The following is a 23,046-nucleotide window of genomic DNA, read 5'->3' as shown; positions in this document are numbered from 1 at the left end:
CGGCATTACTCGCCTCGCTGGGCCTTGATGATCTCGTCGCTGACGGTCTTGGGAACCTCAGCGTAGGAGTCCATCTGCATGGTGAACATTGCGCGGCCCTGGGTCTTGGACCTGAGGTCGCCGATGTAGCCGAACATCTCCGACAGGGGCACCTTGGCGTCGATGACCTTGACGCCGGTGGCGTCGGTCATGGACTGGATGGAGCCACGACGGGAGTTGATGTCGCCCATGACGTCGCCCATGTACTCCTCGGGAGTACGGACCTCGACGGCCATGATGGGCTCGAGGATGACGGGCTTGGCCTTGGGAGCGGCCTCCTTGAAGCACATGGAGCCGGCGATCTTGAAGGCCATCTCCGAAGAGTCGACCTCGTGGATCTGGCCGTCGGTCAGGGTCGCCTTGACACCCACGACCGGGAAGCCTGCCAGCACGCCGGACTCCATGGCCTCCTGCACGCCCGCGTCGACCGAGGGGATGAACTCCTTGGTGATGTGACCGCCGGTGACCTTGTTCTCGAAGATGTAGGATTCGCCCTCGGAAGTATCCAGGGGCTCGAAGTTCATGAGCACCTTGGCGAACTGGCCGGACCCGCCGGTCTGCTTCTTGTGGGTGTATTCCTGGTTCATGACGGGCTTGCGGATGGTCTCGCGGTAAGCCACCTGGGGCTTGCCCACGTTGCACTCCACATGGAACTCGCGGCGCATGCGGTCCACCAGGATGTCCAGCTGGAGCTCACCCATGCCGGAAATCAGGGTCTGGCCGGACTCCTCGTCCGTCTTGACCTGGAAGGTGGGATCCTCCTCGGAGAGCTTCTGCAGGGCGATGCCCATCTTCTCCTGGTCGGCCTTGGTCTTGGGCTCCACGGCGACCTCGATCACAGGATCGGGGAAGGTCATGGATTCCAGCACCAGCGGTGCCTTCTCGTCGCACAGGGTGTCACCGGTGGTGACGTTCTTGAGCCCGACGAAGGCGTAGATGTTGCCGGCGATGGCCTCGTCGACCGGATTCTCCTTGTTGGAGTGCATCTGGAAGAGCTTGCCGACGCGCTCCTTCTTGTCCTTGGTGGAGTCCAGGACCGTTTCGCCCTGGGCCACCTTGCCGGAGTAGACGCGCACGTAGATCAGCTTGCCGTAGAAGGGGTGGGTGGCCACCTTGAAGGCCAGGGCCGAGAAGGGCTCGTCCACGGTGGGCTTGCGGTCGATCTCGACGGACTCGTCGCCGATCTTGTAGCCCTTGATGGCCGGCACGTCCTCGGGGCTGGGCAGGTAGTCCACGACCGCGTCCAGCATGGGCTGCACGCCCTTGTCCTTGAATGCGGATCCGCAGAAGACCGGGAAGGCCGACTGCTCGATGGTCATCTTGCGCACAGCGCTGCGGATCTCCTGCTGGGAGATCTCCTCACCGCCCAGATACTTCTCCAGCAGATCCTCATCCGACTCGGCCACGGCCTCAAGCAGCTCGGTGTGGTACTGCTCGGCCTTGTCCTTGAGGTCGTCGGGGATGTCGATGGTGTCGTACTTGGCGCCCAGATCGGCCTCGTCCTTCCAGTAGTAGGCCACCATGCGCACCAGGTCGACGACGCCGTGGAAGTCGCTCTCAGCGCCGATGGGCAGCTGCATGACCAGCGGCTTGACACCCAGCTTGTCCTTGATGGTGTCCACCGAGTAGTAGAAGTCGGCGCCCAGCTTGTCCATCTTGTTGATGAAGCAGATGCGGGGCACGCCATACTTGTCGGCCTGACGCCAGACGGTCTCGGACTGGGGCTCCACACCCTCCTTGCCGTCGAACACCGCCACAGCGCCATCGAGCACGCGCAGGGAGCGCTCCACCTCGGCGGTGAAGTCCACGTGGCCGGGGGTGTCGATGATGTTGATCTGGTAGCGATCCTCAGGATCGTGGGACTGGCGGTTCCAGAAGGCCGTGATGGCGGCGGAGGTGATCGTGATGCCACGTTCCTTCTCCTGGTCCATCCAGTCCATGGTGGAGGCGCCGTCGTGGGTCTCGCCGATCTTGTAGTTGACGCCGGTGTAGTAGAGAATACGCTCGGTCGTCGTTGTCTTGCCGGCATCGATGTGGGCCATGATGCCGATGTTGCGGACCTTGGTCAGGTCCGTGAGCACGTCTTGTGCCATAATTCCTTGTTCTCGCTCTCTTGGATTACCAGCGATAGTGGGCGAACGCCTTGTTGGCCTCGGCCATCTTGTGGGTGTCCTCGCGGCGCTTGACCGCGGCACCCAGGCCATTGGAGGCATCAAGGATCTCGTTGGCCAGCCGCTCCGACATGGTCTTCTCACGACGGGCGCGGCTGTAATCGGTCAGCCACCGCAACGAGAGCGTATTGGCGCGGTTCGGCTTGACCTCGACGGGGACCTGATAGGTGGCACCGCCGACACGACGGCTGCGGACCTCCAGGCTGGGACGAATGTTGTCCAAGGCGCGCTTGAGCACGGCCACAGGCTCCTGGTCGGTCTTCTCCTTGACCTGCTCCAGGGCGGTGTAGACGATGTTCTCGGCGATGGACTTCTTGCCGTCCAGCAGGATCTTGTTGATCAGCTGGGCCACCACGGTGGAACCGTAGATGGGATCGGGCAGGAGCTGGTGCTTTTTGGCTGGTCCTTTGCGTGACATGTGTTACTTGGCCTTCTTTGCTCCGTACAGGGAACGGCCCTGCTTGCGATCCTTGACTCCCTGGGTATCCAGCGCACCGCGCACGATGTGGTAGCGCACGCCGGGCAGATCCTTGACACGTCCGCCGCGCACCAGCACGATGGAGTGCTCCTGCAGGTTGTGTCCCTCTCCGGGGATGTATGCGGAAACCTCGATGCCGGAGCTCAGACGGACACGGGCAACCTTCCGCAGAGCCGAATTCGGCTTCTTGGGGGTGGTGGTGTAGACACGGGTGCACACGCCGCGACGCAGCGGGCTGCCCTTGAGTGCCAAAGTCTTCGACTTGCGAGGCTTGGCCTTGCGCCCTTTGCGGACGAGCTGTTCAATTGTTGGCAACTGACTCTCTCCGATTCCTTCGATGAACTTGTCTTCGTTTGCACTGCGAGACCGCCGCACCGCAGCCGCAGTCGCTCCAACGAGGAGAGATCAGCCACTGTCCACCGGCCCGATGGCCCCTAATCCTCCTGCCGGGCATTGCTGCCTGCACTCTTCGGATTCGGGGATATCCCGACAAGCTCACCTGTGACATAAGGCGTGCTGTCGGCACACACGATGAAAAGTATATCACCAGGGCAGACATGGCCACATTATGAACTTGGAAGTATGCTCTGGGCTTTGCCCACTGTGATGACGCAGTGGAACAGCTGGCGGGAAAGCTCTGGCAGGAATATCTAACAGATCTTTGCACATACCTGTATTTATAGGTATCTGTTGATTAATAATCGGTTGTCCGCCTATAACAGATCCCTGATATATAGGTGTCGGAAATTGATATCTCAATCAGTAAATATGGATGACTGGGGATATAGCGGCCGGTGTCCGGTGACACAAATGCCATTGTCCGGCTATTCTCTGAAATTCGTGAATGTCCGGCTGTCTACATGCCCTCTTTCTCCAGAGCCTGCCGGATGTAGTCACGCAGGATCAGAGCATGGTTGACGGCTGGATCCTTGGCTGCATAGACCAGTGTCGTCCTATCATGTTCGCGTACAATGCTGAGCAGATCCTCCAAGGCGGGATTGTCATCCAGCTCAGTGCGATAGCGGCGTGCGAAGTCCTGGAAGCGGTCAGGATCATGGTGCCACCAGCGCCGCAGGTCCGGACTGGGCGCGACATCCTTGAGCCATCCGGACAGGGCCGCCCGCTCCTTGCTGACGCCGCGCGGCCAGAGCCTGTCGACCAGGATGCGGACCCCGTCCTCGTCAGCTGCCTGCTCGTATACACGCTTGATATCCACCTGACCCATCATCTGCCTCCTGAAACCAGGAACCCACGTGATTCATGACTCCTTCGACCATGATATTGACCGAATCGGCATTACGGAAGAGGCAGTGACACCCATACCGGGGCGTAGGCTGATGAGTATGCTTACAGACGCAGACAGGGGCAAGGCCGCCGGGTCGAACGGCAGCAGACCAAACCCTCAAGCCCACAAATCGACGACCACGAACCGATCAGGACCCAAAGGACGACAGTGGCGGCGGCTATGGATACCCGACCAGATAGGCGGCTGGGCCATGGCTTTGATGCCGGGCTTGGCTGGGCTGTTGGTCGGAGGCCCGACCTGGAGGAGCCTGCTGCTCATGGTTGCCTGGGCTTTTTGCTACTGCTTTGAGTTCACCGGCTCAAGGTGGATGGTTTCGCACCGAGCCGCCAGATTCGCACCACCAGCTTTGGGGTACGCTCTACTCACGGCCGTGACCGGGCTGATCCTATTGGTCGGCACCCCAGGGCTCCTGCGATGGGCCCCGCTCTACCTGGTGCTAGGTGTGCTGAACTTTGCCGCCGCCTGGCTACGCACGGAACGCTCCTGGTGGAACGATACTGTAGCCGTGATTGCGGCCTGCACGCTCTGTCTGATCGCCGTCTCCCTCGGGTCGCGACTGCAGACGCCGGGATCAAGACCGGAAAGCGCCAAGGCCAGCTACTTCGGATGCCAACCAAATCCTGCTGTAGACTGCTTCGCCAGCGGATTTTTCCCAAGCGCTGCCCTGCCATCGATCGGAGTCGTCAGTGCAGCTGTATTCGCTGTGACCCAGTTCGGTTCGGTCATCTTCGTCAAGACCATGATCCGCGAGCGCGGCAAGACCTGGTGCTACCTGCTTTCGCTGGCTTGGAACCTGGCACTCTGCCTGATCGGGGTCGCCATGGTGCACACCGCAGGATGGTGGCCTCTGTTGACCGCCCTGGTTCTGCTGATACGTGCGGCCCTACTGCCAGCCATTTCCCGCCGGCGCCGCATCCCCATTCTGTATGTGGGATTGGTCGAATGCGCAACCAGCTTGCTGGTCTTCATTCTGGTGATCGCTCAGGCTGACACGATGACCGCGTCCCTGACTGGCCTGCTCGGCGCATGACTGCAACCGTGGCCACGCATGTCACCCATGTCACCCACGGATTCGGGCCTGTCTGGGATGATCGGTCCCGTGTGCTGATCCTGGGTTCCATTCCCAGCCCGAGTTCGCGCGTGGCCGGCTTCTACTACATGTTTCCGCGCAATCGCTTCTGGCCCGTACTGGCCACACTTTTCGACCGGCCTGTTCCGGAGCCTGATCCGGCTGTTCGCGCCCGATTTGCCCTCAATCACCGCATCGCCCTCTGGGATGTCATTCAGGAATGCGACATCCATGGCGCCTCTGACGCTTCAATCACCAATGTAGTGCCTACCGACATCGCCGGCCTGCTGGACCGTGCGCCCATCGGCACCATATTCACCACAGGACGCAAGGCCGGTCAGCTTTATCGTCGCTACTGCCTGTCGAACCTGCAGGAGAAGGGATATCGGCCGACGATGATCAATCTGCCATCCACCAGCCCCGCCAATGCTGCTATGAGTCTTGCCGATCTGATCAAGGCCTACCAACCCATAAGAAAAGCGCTCGACGACATTGAGCCTAACAGGCAAGACAATCGCAACGACCATGGCAAATAGGCAAATACCAGCGGTCAAAGCCCAAGATGTTGCGAATCTTCCCAAGGATGAATTCGCCTTCCCTGGTCCAGGACGTGATTGCCTGGTGGAAGCAATCCTGGAGGGGCGCAAAACCGCTACGACCAGCCTGATGGCAGAGTTCATCCATGATCATGAGCCACTCCCCGCCGCCGGCCGACGAACGCTTCTGTTGAACTCAGATGACCAGCCAATTGCCATCCTCAGATATGCCTCGGTGAGCGTGACCCGACTCGGCCTGGTCACACTGCAGCATGTTCTGAATGAGGGAGAAGACTATAAAAGCCTTCCTGAGTGGCGCGAGGCTCATGAGTCTTTCTGGACCTCAGAAAACATGCGACAGGCACTGGATGATCCGGACTTCACCGTCGATGATCAGACCCTGGTGGTGCTGGAGACTTTTTATGTAGAGGCCAGGGTCGTGAACTGAAGGTCCAAAGACAAAGCACGGTCTTTAGGCATGGGTCACACTTCACCGGCGTGCCATGTCATGTCATCGTGTATAGTTTCATCTGTTGCATTGATCCGCGATACGGGTTGATTCACCATGGTGGCTATAGCTCAGTCGGTAGAGCACCTGATTGTGGTTCAGGAGGTCGCGCGTTCGAGCCGCGTTAGCCACCCCACCTCAGACCCCTACTCCCGACTGGGAAGCAGGGGTTTTCTTAAATTCCGGAAAAACACCATCGACACCAGGATGTGTGACCCATGTGTGACCCAAAACCGACAAAACGAGATTAACAGCTCGCCCGGTGTCTGTGTTCAATCTCTCTGACGGTCTTTTCTGTGGCCCCATATCGGATGGCGGCCAAATCTGCTCTGAACTGCTGATGGATGCTTGCAGGGTGCTCGTGGTCCTACCGTCTGAGGCCGGCCTGCTGCTCCTGGTCGAAAAGCTTGTGAAGGAGGGTAGTCAGCCGCTTCCGCGAGTCTTCTGACGCGGGCACATAGCCGGGGTGGTTGTCGGGGATCTGAGAGATGTCATCAAGGATATAGGCCATACATGGATGATGAGCCGGACTCATATGATGATATGAGTAGGGCCGAGAGGTCGCCGCCCCAGTGCGACGCGGCCTAGTATCCCCATCATGCGTCACACCGCTAGAGATGTAATATAGACATCAGCAAGGGGTACACACAATCAAAGAGGATAAGATGGCACTCTGCGGCATCACCTACAGATGCGGGCACACGGACACGGTGGAGATCAAGGGCATCAACTGGTTCGGGAGGCGCAAGAAGAAGGCCGCCTGGTACGGGACTATCGACTGCCCAGCCTGCCGGGCGGCGAAGGTCCGCCGAGAGCTCAATACCCTGCCCGCACTTGAAGGTAGCGACGAGCAGGTGGCTCGCGCCGCCGACATACGCGAGAAGATGATGGAACTGCTGGAGATGCTGGACGAGACACAGGAGGACCACGACGGCCGGGCCGAGAGCGGGGCCACCGAAGAGGGGACAGAATTGGCCGACCGCACCTCCGCCTGGCTCAAGGCCCAGGCGTCCGCATCATGGTGGGTCGATCATCAGGAGCCCGTCCATGCCATCCTGGACGCTCAGGAGGCACTGCGCGGGCAGAGGGACTGACATGGCCATGATCCCCATTACGCAGTATGCGGACATGCACGGGCCATGCCGTGCTACAGCATCAAATCCGTCTGTTCTTTTCCTTACTGACTTTGAAGTTTGACCGCTTTTCTCACCATTCTGGGAGAAACCACTGTCGGTAGACACTCGACACGGAAGGTTATGACTCATCACAAAGCTATTAGAGCTGAATGAAGTCGAAACCGAGTTCCGACACCAAACTCCCGACTCCATAACGTGCTCGTATCCATTGACGGGTAGGTTTTCTCAATTTCTTTTCAGCCTCTTTAGAAGCCGTCTTCAAAATATGCAAGGCAGGATAGTTTATGTATTGCATTAATGAGCTCCTCTCGTATTGTTCCCGACAATAATTGGACAAGGAACCAATCCTCTGTCGCGAACCTGCTCAACGCTTTTCTACCCAAGGGTGAGGCCAATATTCAGACGAAATACATCGACAACAACATGCGATGTGTTGGTTTGATACGTCAGAAATACCCTCTTATCTCAAGAGCGGCACAGTTCACAAGTTGAAGATGAAGACCGAGATTCCGAATATGATAAGGAGCAGGTCGCTAGCCAAATCGAACCAAATTACGATACGTGGCTGTGTCTTCCTTTGTAATATCTCCACCATGGCAGTCAAGAGGAACCACCAAATCATCATCCCTGTAAATATGCCAATTATGATCCATATACCCGAGCAAGAGTTCTGATTCCAGTCAGCATTGAGAACAGCGCGAGAGAGCGACAGTCCAAACATTGCAACTGGATTGGTAACACCTGTAGCTAGACCCAAAGCGAAAGAAATTAGATTATATCGGTTACCGATATTAGGTGTCATGAACAGCTGCGATTGTGAATATATAAGCTGCTCACAACTACCAGATGCTATTTCGTCCCCCGCAGGGCGAACATCGCTTTTTTGGCAATCAGCTCGTTCGGCAGGCCTTTCCGGCTTAAGGAAGTCGTAAAGTCTGAGGACCCCGATCGCCACAGCCAGTATGGCTCCCGCGAATACAATCGGCTTTTGATAACTGAGGAAAGTCTGAGAAAGCAAGCTGGGGCCAAAAAATCCGAGAGCACCATACAAGCACACTGCCACGGATGACCCCATGCCGGTGATAAAACCAGCTGCCGGCCCTGCAGACAGGGTCCTCTGCATGCTCATAATTCCCGCAGCTCCAACAGGCATTCCAAAAAGCAGTCCAATCGCGAGACCTGTCAGCAAGCTGATCATTATTACTCCCGATAAGACAGCGTCTTCTGACGCAATTACCGCGTACGCGAAGTCGGAGAATTTTCTTCAATGATGGTTTTCTCAGGATCGACTCGCTCAGGCTCCAGAGCAATCTTGCCGAATCCATCCGCCCGAATAGTTCCAGACAGTGGATTGAGTATGCTGTCTACATAACCCTTGGCTTCCACATCCACATTTGAATACTCGAAAGCCAAAGTTGTGTTGATCAGACGGCAATTGCGCAGAACAAGGTTATCTATGTAGCACATGCCCTGCAGGCTTTCGATCTGGCAATTCTCAAAGGTCAGGTTTTTAGAGTTCCAACCCAGGTATTCCCCTGAGATGGTTGAGTTCCGCACTGTAACATTCTCCGAATTCCAGAATGCGTCCTTGGACAGTATTCGGGCATGGTCAATATTTATGTCACTGGCACCATCAAAGGAATAATTGCCATCCAAGCTGAAATCGCGTGCTCTGATGCCGTGGCTGTTCATGGCAAAATAATCGCCTTGCGCGCTGACGTGCTCCATATCGATGTCGCTACAATTCCATAGGGTCTCATCCGCATTAGGCATGGTTACATCCCTCATCACTATGCCGCTGGAGCGCCTGAAAGTTTTGGGGGCCTGAATAGTCGTGTCCTCAAGGCTTACTTTTTGTGTATACCAGATTCCAGCTCTGGCCATGGTGAACAGCGTGCAATCCTTCAAGGAAATATCTTTGCAATACCATAGTGGATACTTCCACTGAAAGCCGCTCTGGCTAAGACGTATATCACTGGCGTGCTTGAGCGGAGATTCCCCATCCGCAAAGGTGACCGAGTCAAAATCATGATGTTTGCAGAAGAAAGCCGCGCGTTCACCCGTCAATCGCCTTTGCACGGTTTTAGGACGCGGGCCGAGTTCTGCTTCCACTTCATTTGACTCTTCCACCCCAGAGACCTGCGACTTCCCCTTAATTCGAACCCCAGATTCAGATTTATTTGTATTGATTTGAAATGAACTGGAAGTCATTAACTGTTCCTTTCGTCAAAGCAGCAAGCAATTAGATAGAATTCACTAGAGCGATGACGCCCATGTGCTAAAACTAAAAACAGTAAACACCAATGGTTGATTCATATCAAATACCTATATTTAATGTATAATCATACTTAATAGATATGACGAAATAAGAGATCTGACATTTAATATGCCCATGGATGTCAGATTGACATAGGCAGAATCATCATGCAAAGAATCAAGGCCATTGATCATGGTCTCGTCAAAAGTGAACCGCTTGGAGGCTTAGATTGAATTTACGGGTGCTGAGGTATTTCCTGGCCATCGTTGAAGAGGGAAGCATCACTGGTGCAGCTGAGTACCTGAGCATATCCCAGCCATCCCTGTCCAGGCAGATAAAAGATCTGGAAGAGCATCTAGGGCACAAACTCTTTGACCGCGGAAGCCGCACAATCACGCTGACTCCGGCCGGGGAACTGTTGCGTGACCGGGCACGCGAGATCGTGCTCATGGCTGACCGTGCCGAAGCCGAGCTCACAAGCATGGACAAGCCAGTCAACGGCAATGTCTACATCGGCGCAGGGGAAACAGAAGCCGTGCGCTTCCTGGCCAGGGCCGCAGAGTGCATGCTGCAGCAATATCCTCAGGTAAAGTTCCACATTTTCAGCGGCAATGGTCAGGCCGTAACAGATCAATTAGAATCAGGGCTTCTCGATTTTGGCCTGCTATTTGAGCCCTCGGACAACACCAAATACTCCTATATCAGCTTGCCTACAGCCGACAGATGGGGATTACTCATGCGCAAGGACTCCACCTTGGCCAGCCATGATGGCATCCACCAGGAAGATCTTGAGCAGATACCCCTCCTGCTCTCACGGCAAGTCAGGTTCGACAGAGAATTCAGCGGGTGGAGTTCCTTCTCGGAGCATGAACTGCATGTTGTAGGAACCTACAATCTGCTCTTCAACGCGTCACTATTCGTCAGCGAAGGATGTGGTTACGCGCTCTGTCTGGACCACATCATCAATCTGACCGAGGACTCGAATCTGGTCTTCAAACCTCTGGTACCTGAACTTAGAACGAGAGTGAACCTGGTTTGGAAGAGCAATAGACATTTTTCATCGGCGGCGAGTCAGTACCTGGAAATATTACGAAGGCAGATTGGGACCGAAAACGTCTGCAAATAGACATAAACCAGGAAAACGCTGCGATGTGACTCGAAATATAAACAGAAACACGAAATCCAAGCTGCACTTATCGCACCATCGGCTCAAAGAATCTAGCCGCAAGGATGCACGTGCTGACGTATCCGGCTCCTGCCTGGTATCAGTCCTGGTCGTACTGGAAAGCTCTATCAGGTTCCTATCGGGGTCCCTGACATACACCGAGGTGACGGCCCCGTGCGCGCCGGTCAGGCTTACCGGACCCAGATAGTCGACATGATGCTCATCAAGCGCGGCAACCACACCATCCAGTGAATCCTCCCCCAGCAGATACAAATCAGCAGAGCCGGGCGCAGGCCTGTCCGCCTTGGGGTCAATCTCGTGGCCGGCCTCATGAATGTTGATCTTCTGCCGACCGAATTTCAACGCCAACTGCCCATCGCCGAACAACTCAAAAGACGGCCTGGCTCTCGCGAACAAAAAGCGGTATTGCGGCCAGCAAAGAAGAAACCGGCCGGGCAGAGACGCGGCAAAGCCCATGCAAAAAACGAATACCAACATATAAGCAATCGGCATTATACATACCGTTTCGAGAGCCCTAGACTGTTGCCGTTCACATCCAAGACAGCAGTGAACCTGCGTCTTGGACCATCATACAGTCAGCAAGGAAGGGAAGATCATGGCCACAAAACAAACAGCAGGAAGAGAGCAGTTGGGCGAATTCGCACCTCAGTTCGCAGCTCTGAATGACGATGTTCTATTCGGCGAAGTCTGGGCCGATGAACAAGCACTGTCCGCACACGACAGAAGCATGATCACCATAGCTGCATTGATTGCCATGGGCAGCACAGAACAGCTCGACGCTCATCTGAACATCGGAAAAAAGAACGGCATCACCAAGGACGAGATAGTAGCGGAAATCACCCATCTGGCCTTCTACGCAGGCTGGCCGAAGGCCTGGTCGGCCTTCAACCGTGCCAAGCAAATCTGGCAAAATGATGACTGAAGGAGAGTAAGGCATGGAACAAAACACCAAGACGGCGGTCCTGGTCTTCCACCCCCATATGGAAGCCTCACGGACCAACGCCCGCCTCATGCGGGAAGCCATGGGGCATGATGATGAGGGCATCTCGGTCCGGGACGAATACGCTGCCTTGCGCTCAGGCCAAATCGACATTCCCGGCGAACAAGCATTCGTCAAAGGCTGTGAACGTCTGGTATGGCAGTTTCCCATGTATTGGTACAGCTGCCCTCCCCTGCTCAAAGAGTGGGAAGACCTGGTGCTTACCTACGGATGGGCCTACGGTACCCACGGCGATGCCCTGAAAGGCAAGGAACTCATGCTCGCCGTCTCGGTCGGCTCTGCTGGAGAGAACTATCACCATGAGGGTGAATTCGGCTATACGGTGGACGAGCTCCTGGCTCCGTTCAAAGCTACCAGCAATCTCATCGGAACCGTTTATCGGAAGCCCTTTATTCTCACAGGAGTCAGCTCAGGCATGAGCGATCAGAACCTGGAAAAGGCAGCCAAGGATTATTTGCGCCGTCTGCAAGACGACTGGCCAGCACAATAGGCCTCAGCGACGATCCCTGACATCAAGACGAGGGCTCCCACTCTGGAATCTTCAAGTGCGGGCGCCCTCGTCTTATCGACTCAGCGGACCTCAGTCACTGTGTATAGGATATCCCATGCAGGCGTGTAGCCTCCTCGGGCGTATCCACATCAAGAATGAGCGGCCCTCCCGTATCCATAGCACTGATGTCATGCATATCGTCATCATCAAGACTGAAATCTGTAATATTGTGGTTCTCACGAATCCGTTCCTCATGCACAGATTTCGGGATGGCGCATATCCCCTGCTGAGTCAGCCAGCGCAATACCACCTGGGCCGGGGTCTTGCCATAGCGCTGACCAATACGCTTGAGGACAGGATTGCCGAAAATGCCCCGACGGCCCTCAGCCAGGGGCGCCCATGCCATGGGTGCAACCCCCTGCTCGGCCATGACCTCTCGAAGTGCGATCTGCTGGGTGAAAGGATGTAGCTCAATCTGATTGACCATGGGCGCAATTCGGCTGGAAAGAATCAAATCGATCAGCCGGTCAGGTAGAAAATTGCAGACTCCGATGGCACGAACTCGACCTTGCTCGTACAGGTCTTCCATAGCTCTCCACGACCCCTGATAATCGCCATAAGGCATATGGATGAGGTACAGATCCAGGTAGTCCGTCTGCAAGTTCATCAATGTTTTTTCAAAGGACTGTATCGTCCCCTCGTAACCATTATGCTGAATCCAGACCTTTGAAGAGATGCTCACCTCCTCTCGAGGAATGGCGGCTTCACTCAGAGCATCCCCCACTGCTCTCTCATTGCCGTAACAGGCGGCCGTATCGATAAGGCGATAGCCGTCATCGAGGGCCGACGCCACCCCACGTTTGCATTCATCCAAATCATCTATCTGGTAGACTCCGTATCCCAATACGGGCAGCTCGAAGCCATTGCTCAGTTGCAGGTCTTCCATGCGCTATCGTCTCCTTGGTGATGCCCTCCTGCAATCTAACAAAGCGTGGGAAAACAGTACAATGCCTGCCGCATATGGCTGCCCATTCATCTTCTGTATATGCGGCGCACCAGACCTTCGGCCTTCTGCCAGTGGTGCTAGAGTGTCTTTCCCGAAGCATCCCTTCCCCGGACGAGACGCGCCATACCCGGATTGACGACGACGCTCATTAGGTCACTCGTGGAAGGATGTGGTTGGTTTGTTCATGCTGGTTCAACTTTTTGGATTTTTGCTGCTGCTCATGGCCTTCGCTTCGCGGCAACTGCCAGGCCTGCCCGGCAGCAGCCGGGTCAACCTTGTCCTAAACCTTGTCGGTGCAAGCTTGCTGGCCGTCGATGCCCTGGCTAACCTGCAGTGGACACTAGTTGCGCTATACGACTTCACCCGTTCCCACTCAAAAAGCAAGTCACTTACGACCAAGAATTGCAGCTCAGCGACAAGGCAGGGGCAAGGCATCTGCATTCAGCCTATAGAAGCGGAGCTGACTGTCTGCAAAGTTGCTAATTACACAGGGGTTGATCTGAACTCACCCTATGTTTTTACAGGGCGAACCGATCAAGAGGCTTCATTGGTCTGTCCGGCCAACATGGTTCCCAGCCAGACCCTGGAACGCAGCGACTGCTGGCGGGCCTTCCGCATCCAAGGCATTCTCGTTTTTTCGCTCATTGGCATCCTGGCGCAGATTGCCAAAATTCTGGCAGACAAGGGCATAGGTATTTTCGCCATCTCCACCTACAACACAGACTATGTCCTTACCAAGGCCGATGACTTCCCTGCCGCCCTGGATGCCCTCGACAAGTCAGGATATACATTCATCTGATTGACGCACATCAACGTAGCGGCGCAGGATACATCTTCTGCATAAAAATGAGCAGAGGAATAAAAGTATGTGAGAGTGCACAAGCAGCACAGCCAAGAGTCGAAGTCTAGAATATGACCACAGATACTGCACGTCCATCAACAAACGTCTTTCGTCTTTGAATGCACTGCAACGAATCCAGCACTTCACCCGCAAAAAGTCGATACCGAAATGATGTCGACCTGGTGCCGGTCAATGCCGCTTTTACGAGAAAAAGGCACATACACTGGCCTCAACGGAGGTTGCTTCCCGAAAATGGGCAGGCCGCCAGATGACCTGCCACAAGAAATGGGGAAGAACAAGCCTGGAGGGTCAGATGAGCAACAATCGAAACGAACGTGTGAATAAGAACCAAGGCAGGCATGAAGAATCGCGGGTGCCCGATAACCAGCAAAAGAGGTACGAGGGCAACTCCTCACGGAGCAACGACACCCGGGAAAGTTCCCAACACTCAACAATGGATGACAAGAATCGCATGCCGAAATCAGTGGAGAATACGAACAGCGGAAAAGAAAGCAAAGCAGAAATTGCTTCCAAGCCCAAGCCTGTATCAGGACAAACAGGCGAGAAGGAAGGCAGGGATTCATCCAGCAAGAACGCTGACCATGGCGGACCTGAAACGCAAAATAAGCAGGAACAGGCTCTAACCGCTAGCCATGTGCAAGCCGGCCATCCAGACAAAGAGCATGGCCCCTCCCCTGACGACAAGCCGAATCAACCCAGTAAGCCTGACGACAAGCCATCTCAGCCGACGAGCGCTGCCAGCTTACCTAAACCGCGCAAGGCGAAAAACCATGATTCCTTCTATCTGGGCCTGGCCTCGGCAGTCCTGGTCGCAGCTCTGGGCCTCAGCCTGAGCACCATGCCAATCTTCTTCTCCTTGCCTCTTGCCGCTGTCCTCTTTGGGATCGGCATCTGGCTCCTCTCCTATGCCAGCTTCAAGTCTCCCGGCAAACCAGAAGGAGAGGGAACGGAGACGGACAGGCACACCAGGACGGTAGTTGTGGCGACGGTCCTTCTGGTTCTGCAGACCTTCATCATGGATGTGTTCATCTTCACCCGAATGGGAACAGTAGGCAAACACCAGAACGCCATCGTCATCACCTGGATCATCGCCAGCATGATCGAAACCCTGGCCGCCTTCGCCCTTATCTATCATCACAATCCCCTGCAATTCAAGCCCAAGGACCCTGCGGCAAACGATCAACGCAAGGGGAAGCAATAAGGGGCGGCGAGCATTGGTCTGAAACTGCGAAGAAGGCCGGGAAGGCCAAATAGCCGGCCGTGCATGTGAAATCCCCACAGCGTTCTTCCTGCCAAGGCCTTCCGCCTCAGGGTGCCGTTCATCGTTCATGACGATGCGCGGCACCCTTTAATTTGATCATGTCACCTGCTGCAGCTTGACTCAGGCCGCAATGCCGTGCACTATGCCGCCCGGCTCACAAAAATCCGGCATCAAAACCGCGAAACCACTCTTCAGACAATTTATGAGCTGTGCAGGCACAACTGGGCGAGCATAGCTTTTGCTCTTTCTGTTTCTCATCCTCCAAGCCAAGATACCCTACAAGATACCTTGAAATTAATTTATCTTCGACTGATACTTATAAAACGCTGATACATAATAAGTTGTCTTGGCCTCCCAACAAGAACATTCAGCAACTAGAATCATTGATGAAATTGTTCACACACAGTTGTGCTTGAAGAAGGAAAGACATGAGTGGACCAGAACAATCTCCTGTAACCTTCGGGGTCCTCAAAGAGACAGACGATGAGGAGGCCCGTGTGGCTCTGACGCCTGACATCGTGACCCGGCTGACCAGGCAAGACGTTACCTGCCTCCTGGAGTCCGGAGCCGGGGTCCGAGCCGGCTTCCGAGATGAGGACTACCAACGGACAGGAGTCACCGTCACCGACAGGGATACTGTCCTATCCAAGTCGACAGTCCTGGGTTTCGTCGGCAGACCGGATAGCTCCTTGCTAAAGCGAATTCCAGCCGGAACATGGATCATCGGCATGCTGGGGTCATTGAGCGACAAGGACTACGCCGAATCCCTGGAGGCATCCGGGCTTACCGGAATCGCTATGGAGCGACTCCCCCGACAACTCAGCTCGGCCCAGTCCATGGATGAGATGACCTCGCAGAACTCGGTCATGGGATACAAGGCGGCTCTGGTGGCTGCCGATGCCTATGGATCCTTCTTCCCCATGATGACCACTGCAGCAGGAACCATCCGACCAGCCAAAGTCCTGGTTCTGGGCGCTGGTATCGCAGGCTTGCAGGCCATCGGGACCGCAAAACGATTGGGAGCCGTGGTCACCGCCTACGATGTCAGACCCGCTTCCAAGCAGGAGGTGGAATCCTTGGGAGCCAAGTTCCTCGACCTGGGACTGGATTTCTCCAAGGGACAGGGGCAGGGCGGCTATGCACGCCAGCTGACCGATCAGGAACAGGCCCAGCAGCAGGCTGCTGTGGATGCCAAGGCGGCAGGCTTCGACGTGGTTATCACCACAGCCAAGGTTCCTGGTGGAAAGCCTCCACGCCTCCTGAGCGCCGAGGGTGTGGCCAACCTGCATCCCGGAGCCGTGATCGTGGACTGCGCTGCCAGCGAGCTGGGCGGCAACGTCGAGGGGTCACAGGTGGGAACCAAAACCACCGATAACGGAGTCACCATGATCGGAGCCCCGTACCTGGCCAGCGGCGTAGCCACGACGGCCTCCAACCTGCTGTCCAGAAATGTGGCGGACGTGCTGGTGCATTTCCTTCGCAATGGCGCGCTCAGCATCAAAGCAGACGACGAGATTGATCAAGCACTGGTTGTAACAGGAGCAGCCGAATCCGGCACGAGCGAAAGCGCGGATGCTCCCGGTGTCGAAGAGACCGAAGAGAAAGGTCAAGAGCAATGAATTCTTTGGTCATAGCAATTACGCTCTTCATTCTGGCCCTGCTGATCGGCGTGGAGGTGATTGGCAAGGTTCCGGCCACGCTTCACACACCGCTCATGTCGGGCGCCAACTCCATTCATGGCATTGTGATTGTCGGGGTAGTCATCATCGCGGCGGAGGCTCACTCCCCGCTTTCCTACGTACTCATATTCCTGGCTGCCGTCCTTGGCGCCATGAATGTGGTGGGCGGCTATGTGGTAACCGACCGGATGCTGGAGATGTTCAAGTCCTCCAAACCCGACAAGAAGAAGGGTAAGGCCAGCCAGGACGAACAGGCTTCGGCCGTCACGACCGAGACCGCTAAGGATCAGGGAGCCGAGAAGTGAACACCCTCGACATCATCACCTGGTTCGTCTACCTCCTTTCCTCAGTCATGTTCGTCATGGGCCTGCACTACATGAATTCCCCCAAGACGGCCCGTACAGGCAATAGGATTTCTGCAGCGGGCATGGTCATCGCCGTAGCCATGGCCTTCATCCATCTGTTCGTCACCGGTTTCAACTCCTCCCTAGCTATCATTCTGCTCGTGCTCGGTATTCTGATTGGATCCGCAGCAGGTGTCTATTCAGCCAGGAAGGTCAAAATGACGGACATGCCTCAGCTGGTTTCCGTCTTCAACACGGTCGGCGGCGGCGCTGCAGCCCTGGTCGCCCTGAACGACATACTGACTTCCGAGGGCACCCCGACTCTGGTGGTGTTGATCACCGCTGGCCTGGGCGTGGTCATCGGTTCCATCACCTTCACCGGCTCCCTAATAGCCGCCGGCAAGCTCCAGGGCATCAGCATGATCAAAAACCTGAAGCTGCCGGCCAAGGCTGTCTGGAATGTGCTATTCGCCCTACTGACGATCCTCAGCCTGGTCATGCTCTGCCTGAATCCTGGCAATCGGACCCTATGGGCCATCCTCACAGCCATCTTCGCCCTAGGCTATGGACTGGTCTTCGTCATTCCCATTGGCGGCGCCGACATGCCCGTGGTCATCTCCGTATTGAATGCCTGCACCGGCACAGCTGTGGCTATGAACGGTCTGGCCATCGACAACGTCGCCTTGATCGTGGCAGGCGCTTTGGTCGGCGCAGCAGGTGCTACCCTGTCCGTCCTGATGGCTCAGGCCATGAACCGGCCGCTTCTGAGCGTCCTGGCCGGTGGGTTCGGCGGCTCCTCTGCGAGCACCAGCCAGGATCAGGGTACCCAAGGGACCATGAAGGAGACCACACCCGACGATGTGGCCGTTCAGCTGGTCTATGCCGACAAGGTCATCTTCGTCCCCGGCTTTGGTCTGGCTCAGGCCCAGGCCCAGCGCGAACTGGCCGATCTGGGTGAACTGCTCAAGGGCCGTGGCGTGGAGGTATCCTATGCCATCCATCCGGTGGCTGGCCGTATGCCCGGACATATGAACGTCCTCCTGGCCGAGGCCAACGTCCCCTATGAGGAATTGATCGACCTTGATGACATCAACCCCCAGTTCCCCTCAGCCAATGTTGCCCTGGTGGTCGGCGCCAATGACGTGACCAACCCGGCAGCCCGCCGACCGGGAACTGCTGTATCCGGCATGCCCATTCTGGACGTTGACAAGGCCCAGCATGTTGTCGTCCTCAAACGAGGCACAGGTAAGGGGTACGCCGGCATCGAGAACGAGCTCTACTTCAATCCAAACACGCAGATGCTCTTCAACGACGCCAAGGTCAGCCTGCAAGCGATTATTGCATCCGTCAAGGAACTCATCGCCTGAGCATATGCTGTAATAAGAGTCATGGCTCCGGATCGGCTTGGCTGGTCCGGAGCCAATTATCATCGAACAGGAAGGACCCGCATGCTGTCATTCGTCAACGACTATTCCGAGGGCGCCCACCCCGAAGTCCTGCAGCGGCTGATCGACACCAACATGGAGCACCTTCCCGGCTATGGCAAGGATCGATACTGCCTGTCCGCTGCTCAGAAGATCGCCCAGGCCTGTGGCTGTCCCCAGGCCCAGGTCTATTTCATGGCCGGAGGGACCCAGACCAACCAGGTTGTCACCTCCTGCCTGCTGAAGTCCTACCAGGGAGTAGTCGCTGCAGATACGGGCCATGTCAACGTCCACGAGGCCGGCGCCATTGAAGCCGTAGGCCACAAGGTCCTGACCATTCCCGGCGAAAAGGGCAAGATTCGTGCCGAGGACCTTAAGGCTTTCCTGGAAGGCTTCTATGCCGACGAAAACCATGAGCAGATGGTCTTCCCCGGCATGGTCTACATCTCCCATCCCACCGAGTATGGAACCCTCTACACTCGTCAGGAGCTGGAAGACCTCTCGCAGATCTGTCGGGAACACAAGATTCCGCTCTACCTGGACGGAGCCAGGCTGGGGTACGGACTGGTGGCCCCCGGAACCGACGTTGACCTGACGGACATAGCCCGTCTCTGCGACGTTTTTTACATCGGTGGAACCAAGGTCGGTGCACTCTGCGGCGAAGCGGTGGTCTTCCCCAGGGGGAATGCTCCCGAGCATTTCAGCACCATGATCAAAAGGAGGGGTGCACTCCTGGCCAAGGGAAGGCTCCTGGGGGTGCAGTTCGATGCCCTCTTTACCGACGACCTCTACTCACGAATCAGCCGCAACGCCATACGGACGGCAGCGATGATCAAGAAGGCCCTGCGGGAGAAGGGATATCAGATCGTCATGGACTCCCCCACCAATCAGACCTTCGTCCGCCTGGACAATGAGCGCATGGAGGAGCTGTCCAAACAGGTCGCCTTCGATTTCTGGGAACGCAGCGATGCCACCCACACCGTGATCCGGCTGGCCACCTCCTGGGCGACAACAGTCGAAGACACCCAGGCTCTGATCAATTTGCTGTAAAAGCCGCTCAAGCTAAACCCAAGCAAATCAAAGCCATCCTCTCCCCTGTTGGTCATCCTTAGGGGAGGGGTATTCGTATTTATACGAGAATTTTTCATCCGTCCCGTAAACACGGCCAATCCCACATTGTTGGACATATCACACTCGTTCGGGTGAGTGCGAAGCTGGTCTTCAGTAAGATTTTTATTGCAACGATGCTGATGCACACACCTCCGCTCTGAGCATAGGGGCGGAAATGCTTCAACGATGAAAGGAAACTTATGAAAGCCGTTGTTTTCGAACAATTCAACACCTTCCCCACCCTCAAGGAAGTGCCGGAGCCGACCCCTGGAAGCGGCGAAGTTCTGCTCAAGGTGGCTGGGGCAGGTTGCTGCCATTCTGACGTCTCCGTCTTCCAGGACTACACCCCAGAAACTGGGAGCCACACCAAGCCTCCATTTATTCTGGGGCACGAGACCACCGGCTGGGTCGAAGAGGTAGGACCCGATGTCACGGGCTTCAAGAAGGGTGATGCCTACATCGTCTATGGGCCCACCGGATGCGGTCACTGCCCTCACTGCGTGGCCGGCCAGGAGAACTACTGCTCCAGCGCCGCGACCAATAAGTCACTGGCCCTGGGTCTGGGACGCGACGGCGGCATGGCCGAATACATGACCGTCCCGGCCCGCAACCTGGTGCCGCTGGGAGATGCGGATCCAATCGGCGCAGCACCCCTGGCTGACGCTGCCCTGACTCCATACCACGCCATCCGGGCTGCAATGCCTCACCTCAATGGTGGCGGAAAGTATGCTCTGGTCATTGGCCTGGGCGGACTGGGCCAGATCGCCATTCAGATTCTTCACGCACTGACCGGCGCCACCGTGATCGCTACCGACACCAAGCCTGAGGCCCTTGCCAAGGCTGAGGCCAAGGGTGCCATCCCTGTAATCAGCGACGATCACCAGGTGGAGAACATCAGGAAGATCACTCACGGGGAGGGCGTAGATGCCGCCTTCGATTTCGTGGGTGTGGCCCCGACCATCGCTGCGGCACAGGCTTCGGGCGGCCCGGGATCCCGGGTGACCGTGGTCGGCATCGCCGGCGGCAAGGCGGAGTACGACTGGTACTCCAAGCCCTGGGAGCAGGAGCTGCTTGGCGTTTACTGGGGCTCCATCCCTGAGCTCTACGATGTGGCCAACATGTATCGCAACGGCCAGATCGAGACCGAGATCGAAACCTACTCGCTGGACAATGCTCTGGATGCCTATCACAAGCTGGTCGACAACAAGCTCTCGGCCAGGGCTGTTATAGTTCCCCACACCAAGGCCTGATTTTCCCTTGATTGTAGACGGAGAAGCGGCTCATCTATCAGCCGGACTTAAGCACAATCAGATTTAAGTACTGTTATTTAAGTTCTGTTAGATTCATCTGCTGACACTATTCTCCGCCTACATGCGCTGCGGCCTGTCAAGGTCTTGCCATAAAGGCCATGGCAGGCCGCTGCATCTTACCAAACGGTCGTAAAACCACGTTATTCATAGTTCCTTCGGTTGAGGAACATCACTAAGTAGCAAGTGGACCAGGAAAATACCCTTGCTGGATTCCAGCCTCATGGAGCCTCCGAGCGAATCCACCAGGGAGTCAACAATACTCAGACCCAGGCCTGTGCTTCTGATCTTGGTCCGTGATTGGTCATCAGTCTGGAACCGTTCCATGAGCCTGTCCACATCGACGGCCCCGCCCTTGGTTTCGTTGCCGAAGTCCAGATGGATCCGCCCATCTTCACCCTTGTTCAGTTCAACCCAGGCTGATTCGTCAGCATACTTGAGCCAGTTGCCGATCAGATTCTGAATTATTCGACTCATCATAATCTGGTCCGTCGTAATTTCCACACCAGTTTCAATTCTGGGATCCACTGTGACAGACCGCGCATTCAACGAATCGAAAGCGTTGAAGAGCTCCTGCTGAACCAGTTCCGATAGGTTCACCCGGGTCAGATCCAGGCTCACACTCTTCTCTTGGATCAGATTGAAATCCATCAGGTAATGCAGATAGTGATCCACTGACTGCAGGTTGTTGAGGATCTTGCCCAATTGCTCCTGATCAGCCGATCCTTCCTTGAGCAGCTGGGCGTATCCCCTGGCCACGGTCAGCGGGGTCTTGATGTCATGGGTTAGGTTGGTCAGCATCTGCCGGACTTGCTTGTTCTGCTCAGCATGAGTGATCTGCAGCCGTCTGGTCTTGTTCAGAACGGCGTTGATCCTATCCGCCAGAGTGCGGATGAGCCCGATATTGGACCCAGTGGTTACCAAGGCATTAGTGTCGGCATGGTTGATGAAGTCCAGATCATCACTGATCCGTTTGAGGTCGGTAGTCAGCATTATCAGGCCAATCGCCAGGACGAGGACGACAAGACCCAGAACAAGTGCAACCACCTTCACGGATTCACCTCCGACGACCCCTTATTCATCGTTATTCCCTCCGTGTGAATTCAAACCAGGCGAACGCCGATGCCCCAGACCGACACGATGTAGCGTTGACTGCCGGCGTATCTATTCAAACTGGTTCGTAAGGTGCTCAGATGCACATTGAGAGTATTCTCGGCATTGATGTATGGCTGATTCCAAACCTGTCGATAGAGGTCCTCCTTCTCGAAAACCCGATGTGGATGGTCCATCAGAAGCTCAAGGATGGCGAATTCCTTACGCGCCAGTTCGACCCGGTGTCCATCAACGCTGACCGTGTGCTCCATCCGGTCCAGCTCAATCCCCTCGAAACAAATCTTAGCGGCGGATTTACCTGCTGCATCCGCGTTCGCTTTCAGTGCCCCGGATTGGCGCAGCTGGACCTGGACACGAGCGCGAAGCTCGTCGATGTCAAAAGGCTTGGTCACATAATCATTGGCGCCCTGCTCCAAGAGGCTGACGGTCCTGGTCTTGTCCTGGATGGCCGTGAGGATGATGACCGGCACCGACGAGATACGTCGAATGGCTTTGAGGACGCTGTCCCCGGTGACTACAGGGAGCATCAGGTCAAGAAGAATCAGGTCGGGTTCCTCCTGCTGGAAGCGGTCTAAGGCCTGGGCGCCCGTCGTCGCCTGGATGATCCGATAGGTCCCGCCCAGCACATCCTTGAGCAGGGACTGGATGTCCTCCTGATCCTCCACGACCAGAATCGTCGGCATACTTTCTTCCTTTCGCAGGTCACTCTCATGTTACTGAAGCCGTCTAACGAGGCCGATCTCGCCCAATCGGATTTATGAAAT

The 23,046-nt window shown here is 56.0% G+C and carries 25 protein-coding genes, 1 tRNA gene and 1 pseudogene; 16 read left to right on the top strand and 11 right to left on the bottom strand.

Annotated features, from left to right (window positions below):
- Positions 1-5 precede the first annotated feature (5 nt).
- From fusA to AACP62_RS02825, 4 genes are all read right to left on the bottom strand, one after another.
- Entirely contained in the window at positions 6-2,132 is a 2,127-nt protein-coding gene (gene fusA / locus AACP62_RS02840; RefSeq protein WP_045935561.1) for an elongation factor G, read from the bottom strand.
- A gap of 25 nt (positions 2,133-2,157) precedes the next feature.
- Positions 2,158-2,628 carry a 30S ribosomal protein S7 gene (rpsG, locus tag AACP62_RS02835; protein ID WP_015022140.1) on the bottom strand — a complete coding sequence of 157 codons (471 nt, stop codon included), beginning with the start codon at positions 2,626-2,628 and terminating at the stop codon, positions 2,158-2,160.
- 3 nt (positions 2,629-2,631) lie between these two features.
- Positions 2,632-3,003: a 30S ribosomal protein S12 gene (rpsL, locus tag AACP62_RS02830; RefSeq protein WP_015022141.1), complete on the bottom strand. Its 372-nt coding sequence runs from the start codon at positions 3,001-3,003 to the stop codon at positions 2,632-2,634.
- Between the two features lie 541 nt (positions 3,004-3,544).
- Positions 3,545-3,913 (bottom strand): DUF488 domain-containing protein, encoded by a 369-nt coding sequence (locus AACP62_RS02825; RefSeq protein WP_198187518.1) that lies wholly within the window; start codon positions 3,911-3,913, stop codon positions 3,545-3,547.
- A gap of 112 nt (positions 3,914-4,025) precedes the next feature.
- Between AACP62_RS02825 and AACP62_RS02820 the strand changes: the two genes are divergently transcribed.
- The 4 genes from AACP62_RS02820 (at position 4,026) to AACP62_RS02805 (ending at position 6,243) form a co-directional block, all read left to right on the top strand.
- Positions 4,026-5,024 carry a YwiC-like family protein gene (locus AACP62_RS02820; protein WP_339346164.1) on the top strand — a complete coding sequence of 333 codons (999 nt, stop codon included), beginning with the start codon at positions 4,026-4,028 and terminating at the stop codon, positions 5,022-5,024.
- The gene (locus AACP62_RS02815; protein WP_339346162.1) at positions 5,021-5,599 is read left to right on the top strand and encodes a DNA-deoxyinosine glycosylase; all 579 of its coding nucleotides are present in this window, start codon (positions 5,021-5,023) and stop codon (positions 5,597-5,599) included. The genes AACP62_RS02820 and AACP62_RS02815 overlap by 4 nt, the downstream gene beginning before the upstream one ends.
- Positions 5,589-6,047 carry an ASCH domain-containing protein gene (locus AACP62_RS02810; protein ID WP_339346161.1) on the top strand — a complete coding sequence of 153 codons (459 nt, stop codon included), beginning with the start codon at positions 5,589-5,591 and terminating at the stop codon, positions 6,045-6,047. Before AACP62_RS02815 ends, AACP62_RS02810 begins: the two co-directional genes overlap by 11 nt.
- Before the next feature lie 120 nt (positions 6,048-6,167).
- Positions 6,168-6,243 (top strand) — tRNA-His (locus AACP62_RS02805).
- A 231-nt stretch (positions 6,244-6,474) separates the two neighbouring features.
- On the opposite strand, the gene AACP62_RS02800 is transcribed toward AACP62_RS02805, so the two are convergent.
- Positions 6,475-6,618 (bottom strand): hypothetical protein, encoded by a 144-nt coding sequence (locus tag AACP62_RS02800; protein ID WP_339346160.1) that lies wholly within the window; start codon positions 6,616-6,618, stop codon positions 6,475-6,477.
- Positions 6,619-6,772: 154 nt separating this feature from the next.
- Here AACP62_RS02800 and AACP62_RS02795 point away from each other — a divergent pair, with 154 nt between their 5' ends.
- Entirely contained in the window at positions 6,773-7,201 is a 429-nt protein-coding gene (locus AACP62_RS02795) for a hypothetical protein (RefSeq protein ID WP_339346159.1), read from the top strand.
- A gap of 523 nt (positions 7,202-7,724) precedes the next feature.
- Here the strand turns inward: AACP62_RS02795 and AACP62_RS02790 are convergent.
- Together AACP62_RS02790 and AACP62_RS02785 are read right to left on the bottom strand one after the other, a co-directional pair.
- Complete coding sequence (locus AACP62_RS02790) at positions 7,725-8,441, bottom strand: LysE family transporter (RefSeq protein ID WP_339346158.1); 717 nt, start codon at positions 8,439-8,441, stop codon at positions 7,725-7,727.
- Positions 8,442-8,476: 35 nt separating this feature from the next.
- Positions 8,477-9,454 carry a DUF3737 family protein gene (locus tag AACP62_RS02785; RefSeq protein WP_339346157.1) on the bottom strand — a complete coding sequence of 326 codons (978 nt, stop codon included), beginning with the start codon at positions 9,452-9,454 and terminating at the stop codon, positions 8,477-8,479.
- 287 nt (positions 9,455-9,741) lie between these two features.
- Here AACP62_RS02785 and AACP62_RS08330 point away from each other — a divergent pair.
- Positions 9,742-9,903: pseudogene (locus tag AACP62_RS08330) on the top strand (LysR family transcriptional regulator); the annotation flags it as partial.
- Positions 9,904-9,948: 45 nt separating this feature from the next.
- Entirely contained in the window at positions 9,949-10,626 is a 678-nt protein-coding gene (locus tag AACP62_RS02780; RefSeq protein ID WP_339346156.1) for a LysR family transcriptional regulator substrate-binding protein, read from the top strand.
- Here the strand turns inward: AACP62_RS02780 and AACP62_RS02775 are convergent.
- A complete protein-coding gene (locus AACP62_RS02775; RefSeq protein WP_339346155.1) occupies positions 10,588-11,163 on the bottom strand; it encodes a VOC family protein in 576 nt (191 codons plus the stop codon). The genes AACP62_RS02780 and AACP62_RS02775 overlap by 39 nt on opposite strands.
- 118 nt (positions 11,164-11,281) lie before the next feature.
- On the opposite strand from AACP62_RS02775, the gene AACP62_RS02770 reads away from it, so the two are divergent.
- Entirely contained in the window at positions 11,282-11,608 is a 327-nt protein-coding gene (locus AACP62_RS02770) for a carboxymuconolactone decarboxylase family protein (protein ID WP_339346154.1), read from the top strand.
- Between the two features lie 13 nt (positions 11,609-11,621).
- Positions 11,622-12,176 (top strand): NAD(P)H-dependent oxidoreductase, encoded by a 555-nt coding sequence (locus tag AACP62_RS02765; protein WP_339346153.1) that lies wholly within the window; start codon positions 11,622-11,624, stop codon positions 12,174-12,176.
- Between the two features lie 94 nt (positions 12,177-12,270).
- Here AACP62_RS02765 and AACP62_RS02760 read toward each other — a convergent pair whose 3' ends face one another.
- Positions 12,271-13,122 carry an aldo/keto reductase gene (locus AACP62_RS02760; RefSeq protein ID WP_339346150.1) on the bottom strand — a complete coding sequence of 284 codons (852 nt, stop codon included), beginning with the start codon at positions 13,120-13,122 and terminating at the stop codon, positions 12,271-12,273.
- Between the two features lie 244 nt (positions 13,123-13,366).
- Between AACP62_RS02760 and AACP62_RS02755 the strand changes: the two genes are divergently transcribed.
- From AACP62_RS02755 to AACP62_RS02725, 7 genes are all read left to right on the top strand, one after another.
- Complete coding sequence (locus tag AACP62_RS02755) at positions 13,367-13,981, top strand: ACT domain-containing protein (RefSeq protein WP_339346526.1); 615 nt, start codon at positions 13,367-13,369, stop codon at positions 13,979-13,981.
- Between the two features lie 355 nt (positions 13,982-14,336).
- Positions 14,337-15,245 carry a hypothetical protein gene (locus AACP62_RS02750; protein WP_339346148.1) on the top strand — a complete coding sequence of 303 codons (909 nt, stop codon included), beginning with the start codon at positions 14,337-14,339 and terminating at the stop codon, positions 15,243-15,245.
- Between the two features lie 488 nt (positions 15,246-15,733).
- A complete protein-coding gene (locus AACP62_RS02745) occupies positions 15,734-16,924 on the top strand; it encodes an NAD(P) transhydrogenase subunit alpha (protein WP_339346147.1) in 1,191 nt (396 codons plus the stop codon).
- Entirely contained in the window at positions 16,921-17,289 is a 369-nt protein-coding gene (locus AACP62_RS02740) for an NAD(P) transhydrogenase subunit alpha part 2 (RefSeq protein WP_339346145.1), read from the top strand. Before AACP62_RS02745 ends, AACP62_RS02740 begins: the two co-directional genes overlap by 4 nt.
- Positions 17,286-18,695 carry an NAD(P)(+) transhydrogenase (Re/Si-specific) subunit beta gene (locus AACP62_RS02735; RefSeq protein ID WP_339346144.1) on the top strand — a complete coding sequence of 470 codons (1,410 nt, stop codon included), beginning with the start codon at positions 17,286-17,288 and terminating at the stop codon, positions 18,693-18,695. Before AACP62_RS02740 ends, AACP62_RS02735 begins: the two co-directional genes overlap by 4 nt.
- A gap of 81 nt (positions 18,696-18,776) precedes the next feature.
- A complete protein-coding gene (locus AACP62_RS02730) occupies positions 18,777-19,802 on the top strand; it encodes a threonine aldolase family protein (RefSeq protein WP_339346143.1) in 1,026 nt (341 codons plus the stop codon).
- A gap of 260 nt (positions 19,803-20,062) precedes the next feature.
- A complete protein-coding gene (locus tag AACP62_RS02725) occupies positions 20,063-21,112 on the top strand; it encodes an NAD(P)-dependent alcohol dehydrogenase (protein WP_339346142.1) in 1,050 nt (349 codons plus the stop codon).
- A gap of 204 nt (positions 21,113-21,316) precedes the next feature.
- Here the strand turns inward: AACP62_RS02725 and AACP62_RS02720 are convergent, their stop codons facing one another.
- Positions 21,317-22,222, bottom strand: coding sequence for a sensor histidine kinase (locus AACP62_RS02720; RefSeq protein ID WP_339346141.1), 906 nt, complete (start codon positions 22,220-22,222; stop codon positions 21,317-21,319).
- 50 nt (positions 22,223-22,272) lie between these two features.
- Positions 22,273-22,965: a response regulator transcription factor gene (locus AACP62_RS02715; RefSeq protein ID WP_339346140.1), complete on the bottom strand. Its 693-nt coding sequence runs from the start codon at positions 22,963-22,965 to the stop codon at positions 22,273-22,275.
- Positions 22,966-23,046 lie beyond the last annotated feature (81 nt).

The sequence above is a fragment of the Bifidobacterium apis genome (genome assembly GCF_036986835.1).
Lineage (GTDB): Bacteria > Actinomycetota > Actinomycetes > Actinomycetales > Bifidobacteriaceae > Bombiscardovia > Bombiscardovia apis_A.
This window is presented reverse-complemented; position numbering and strand designations above follow the sequence as displayed.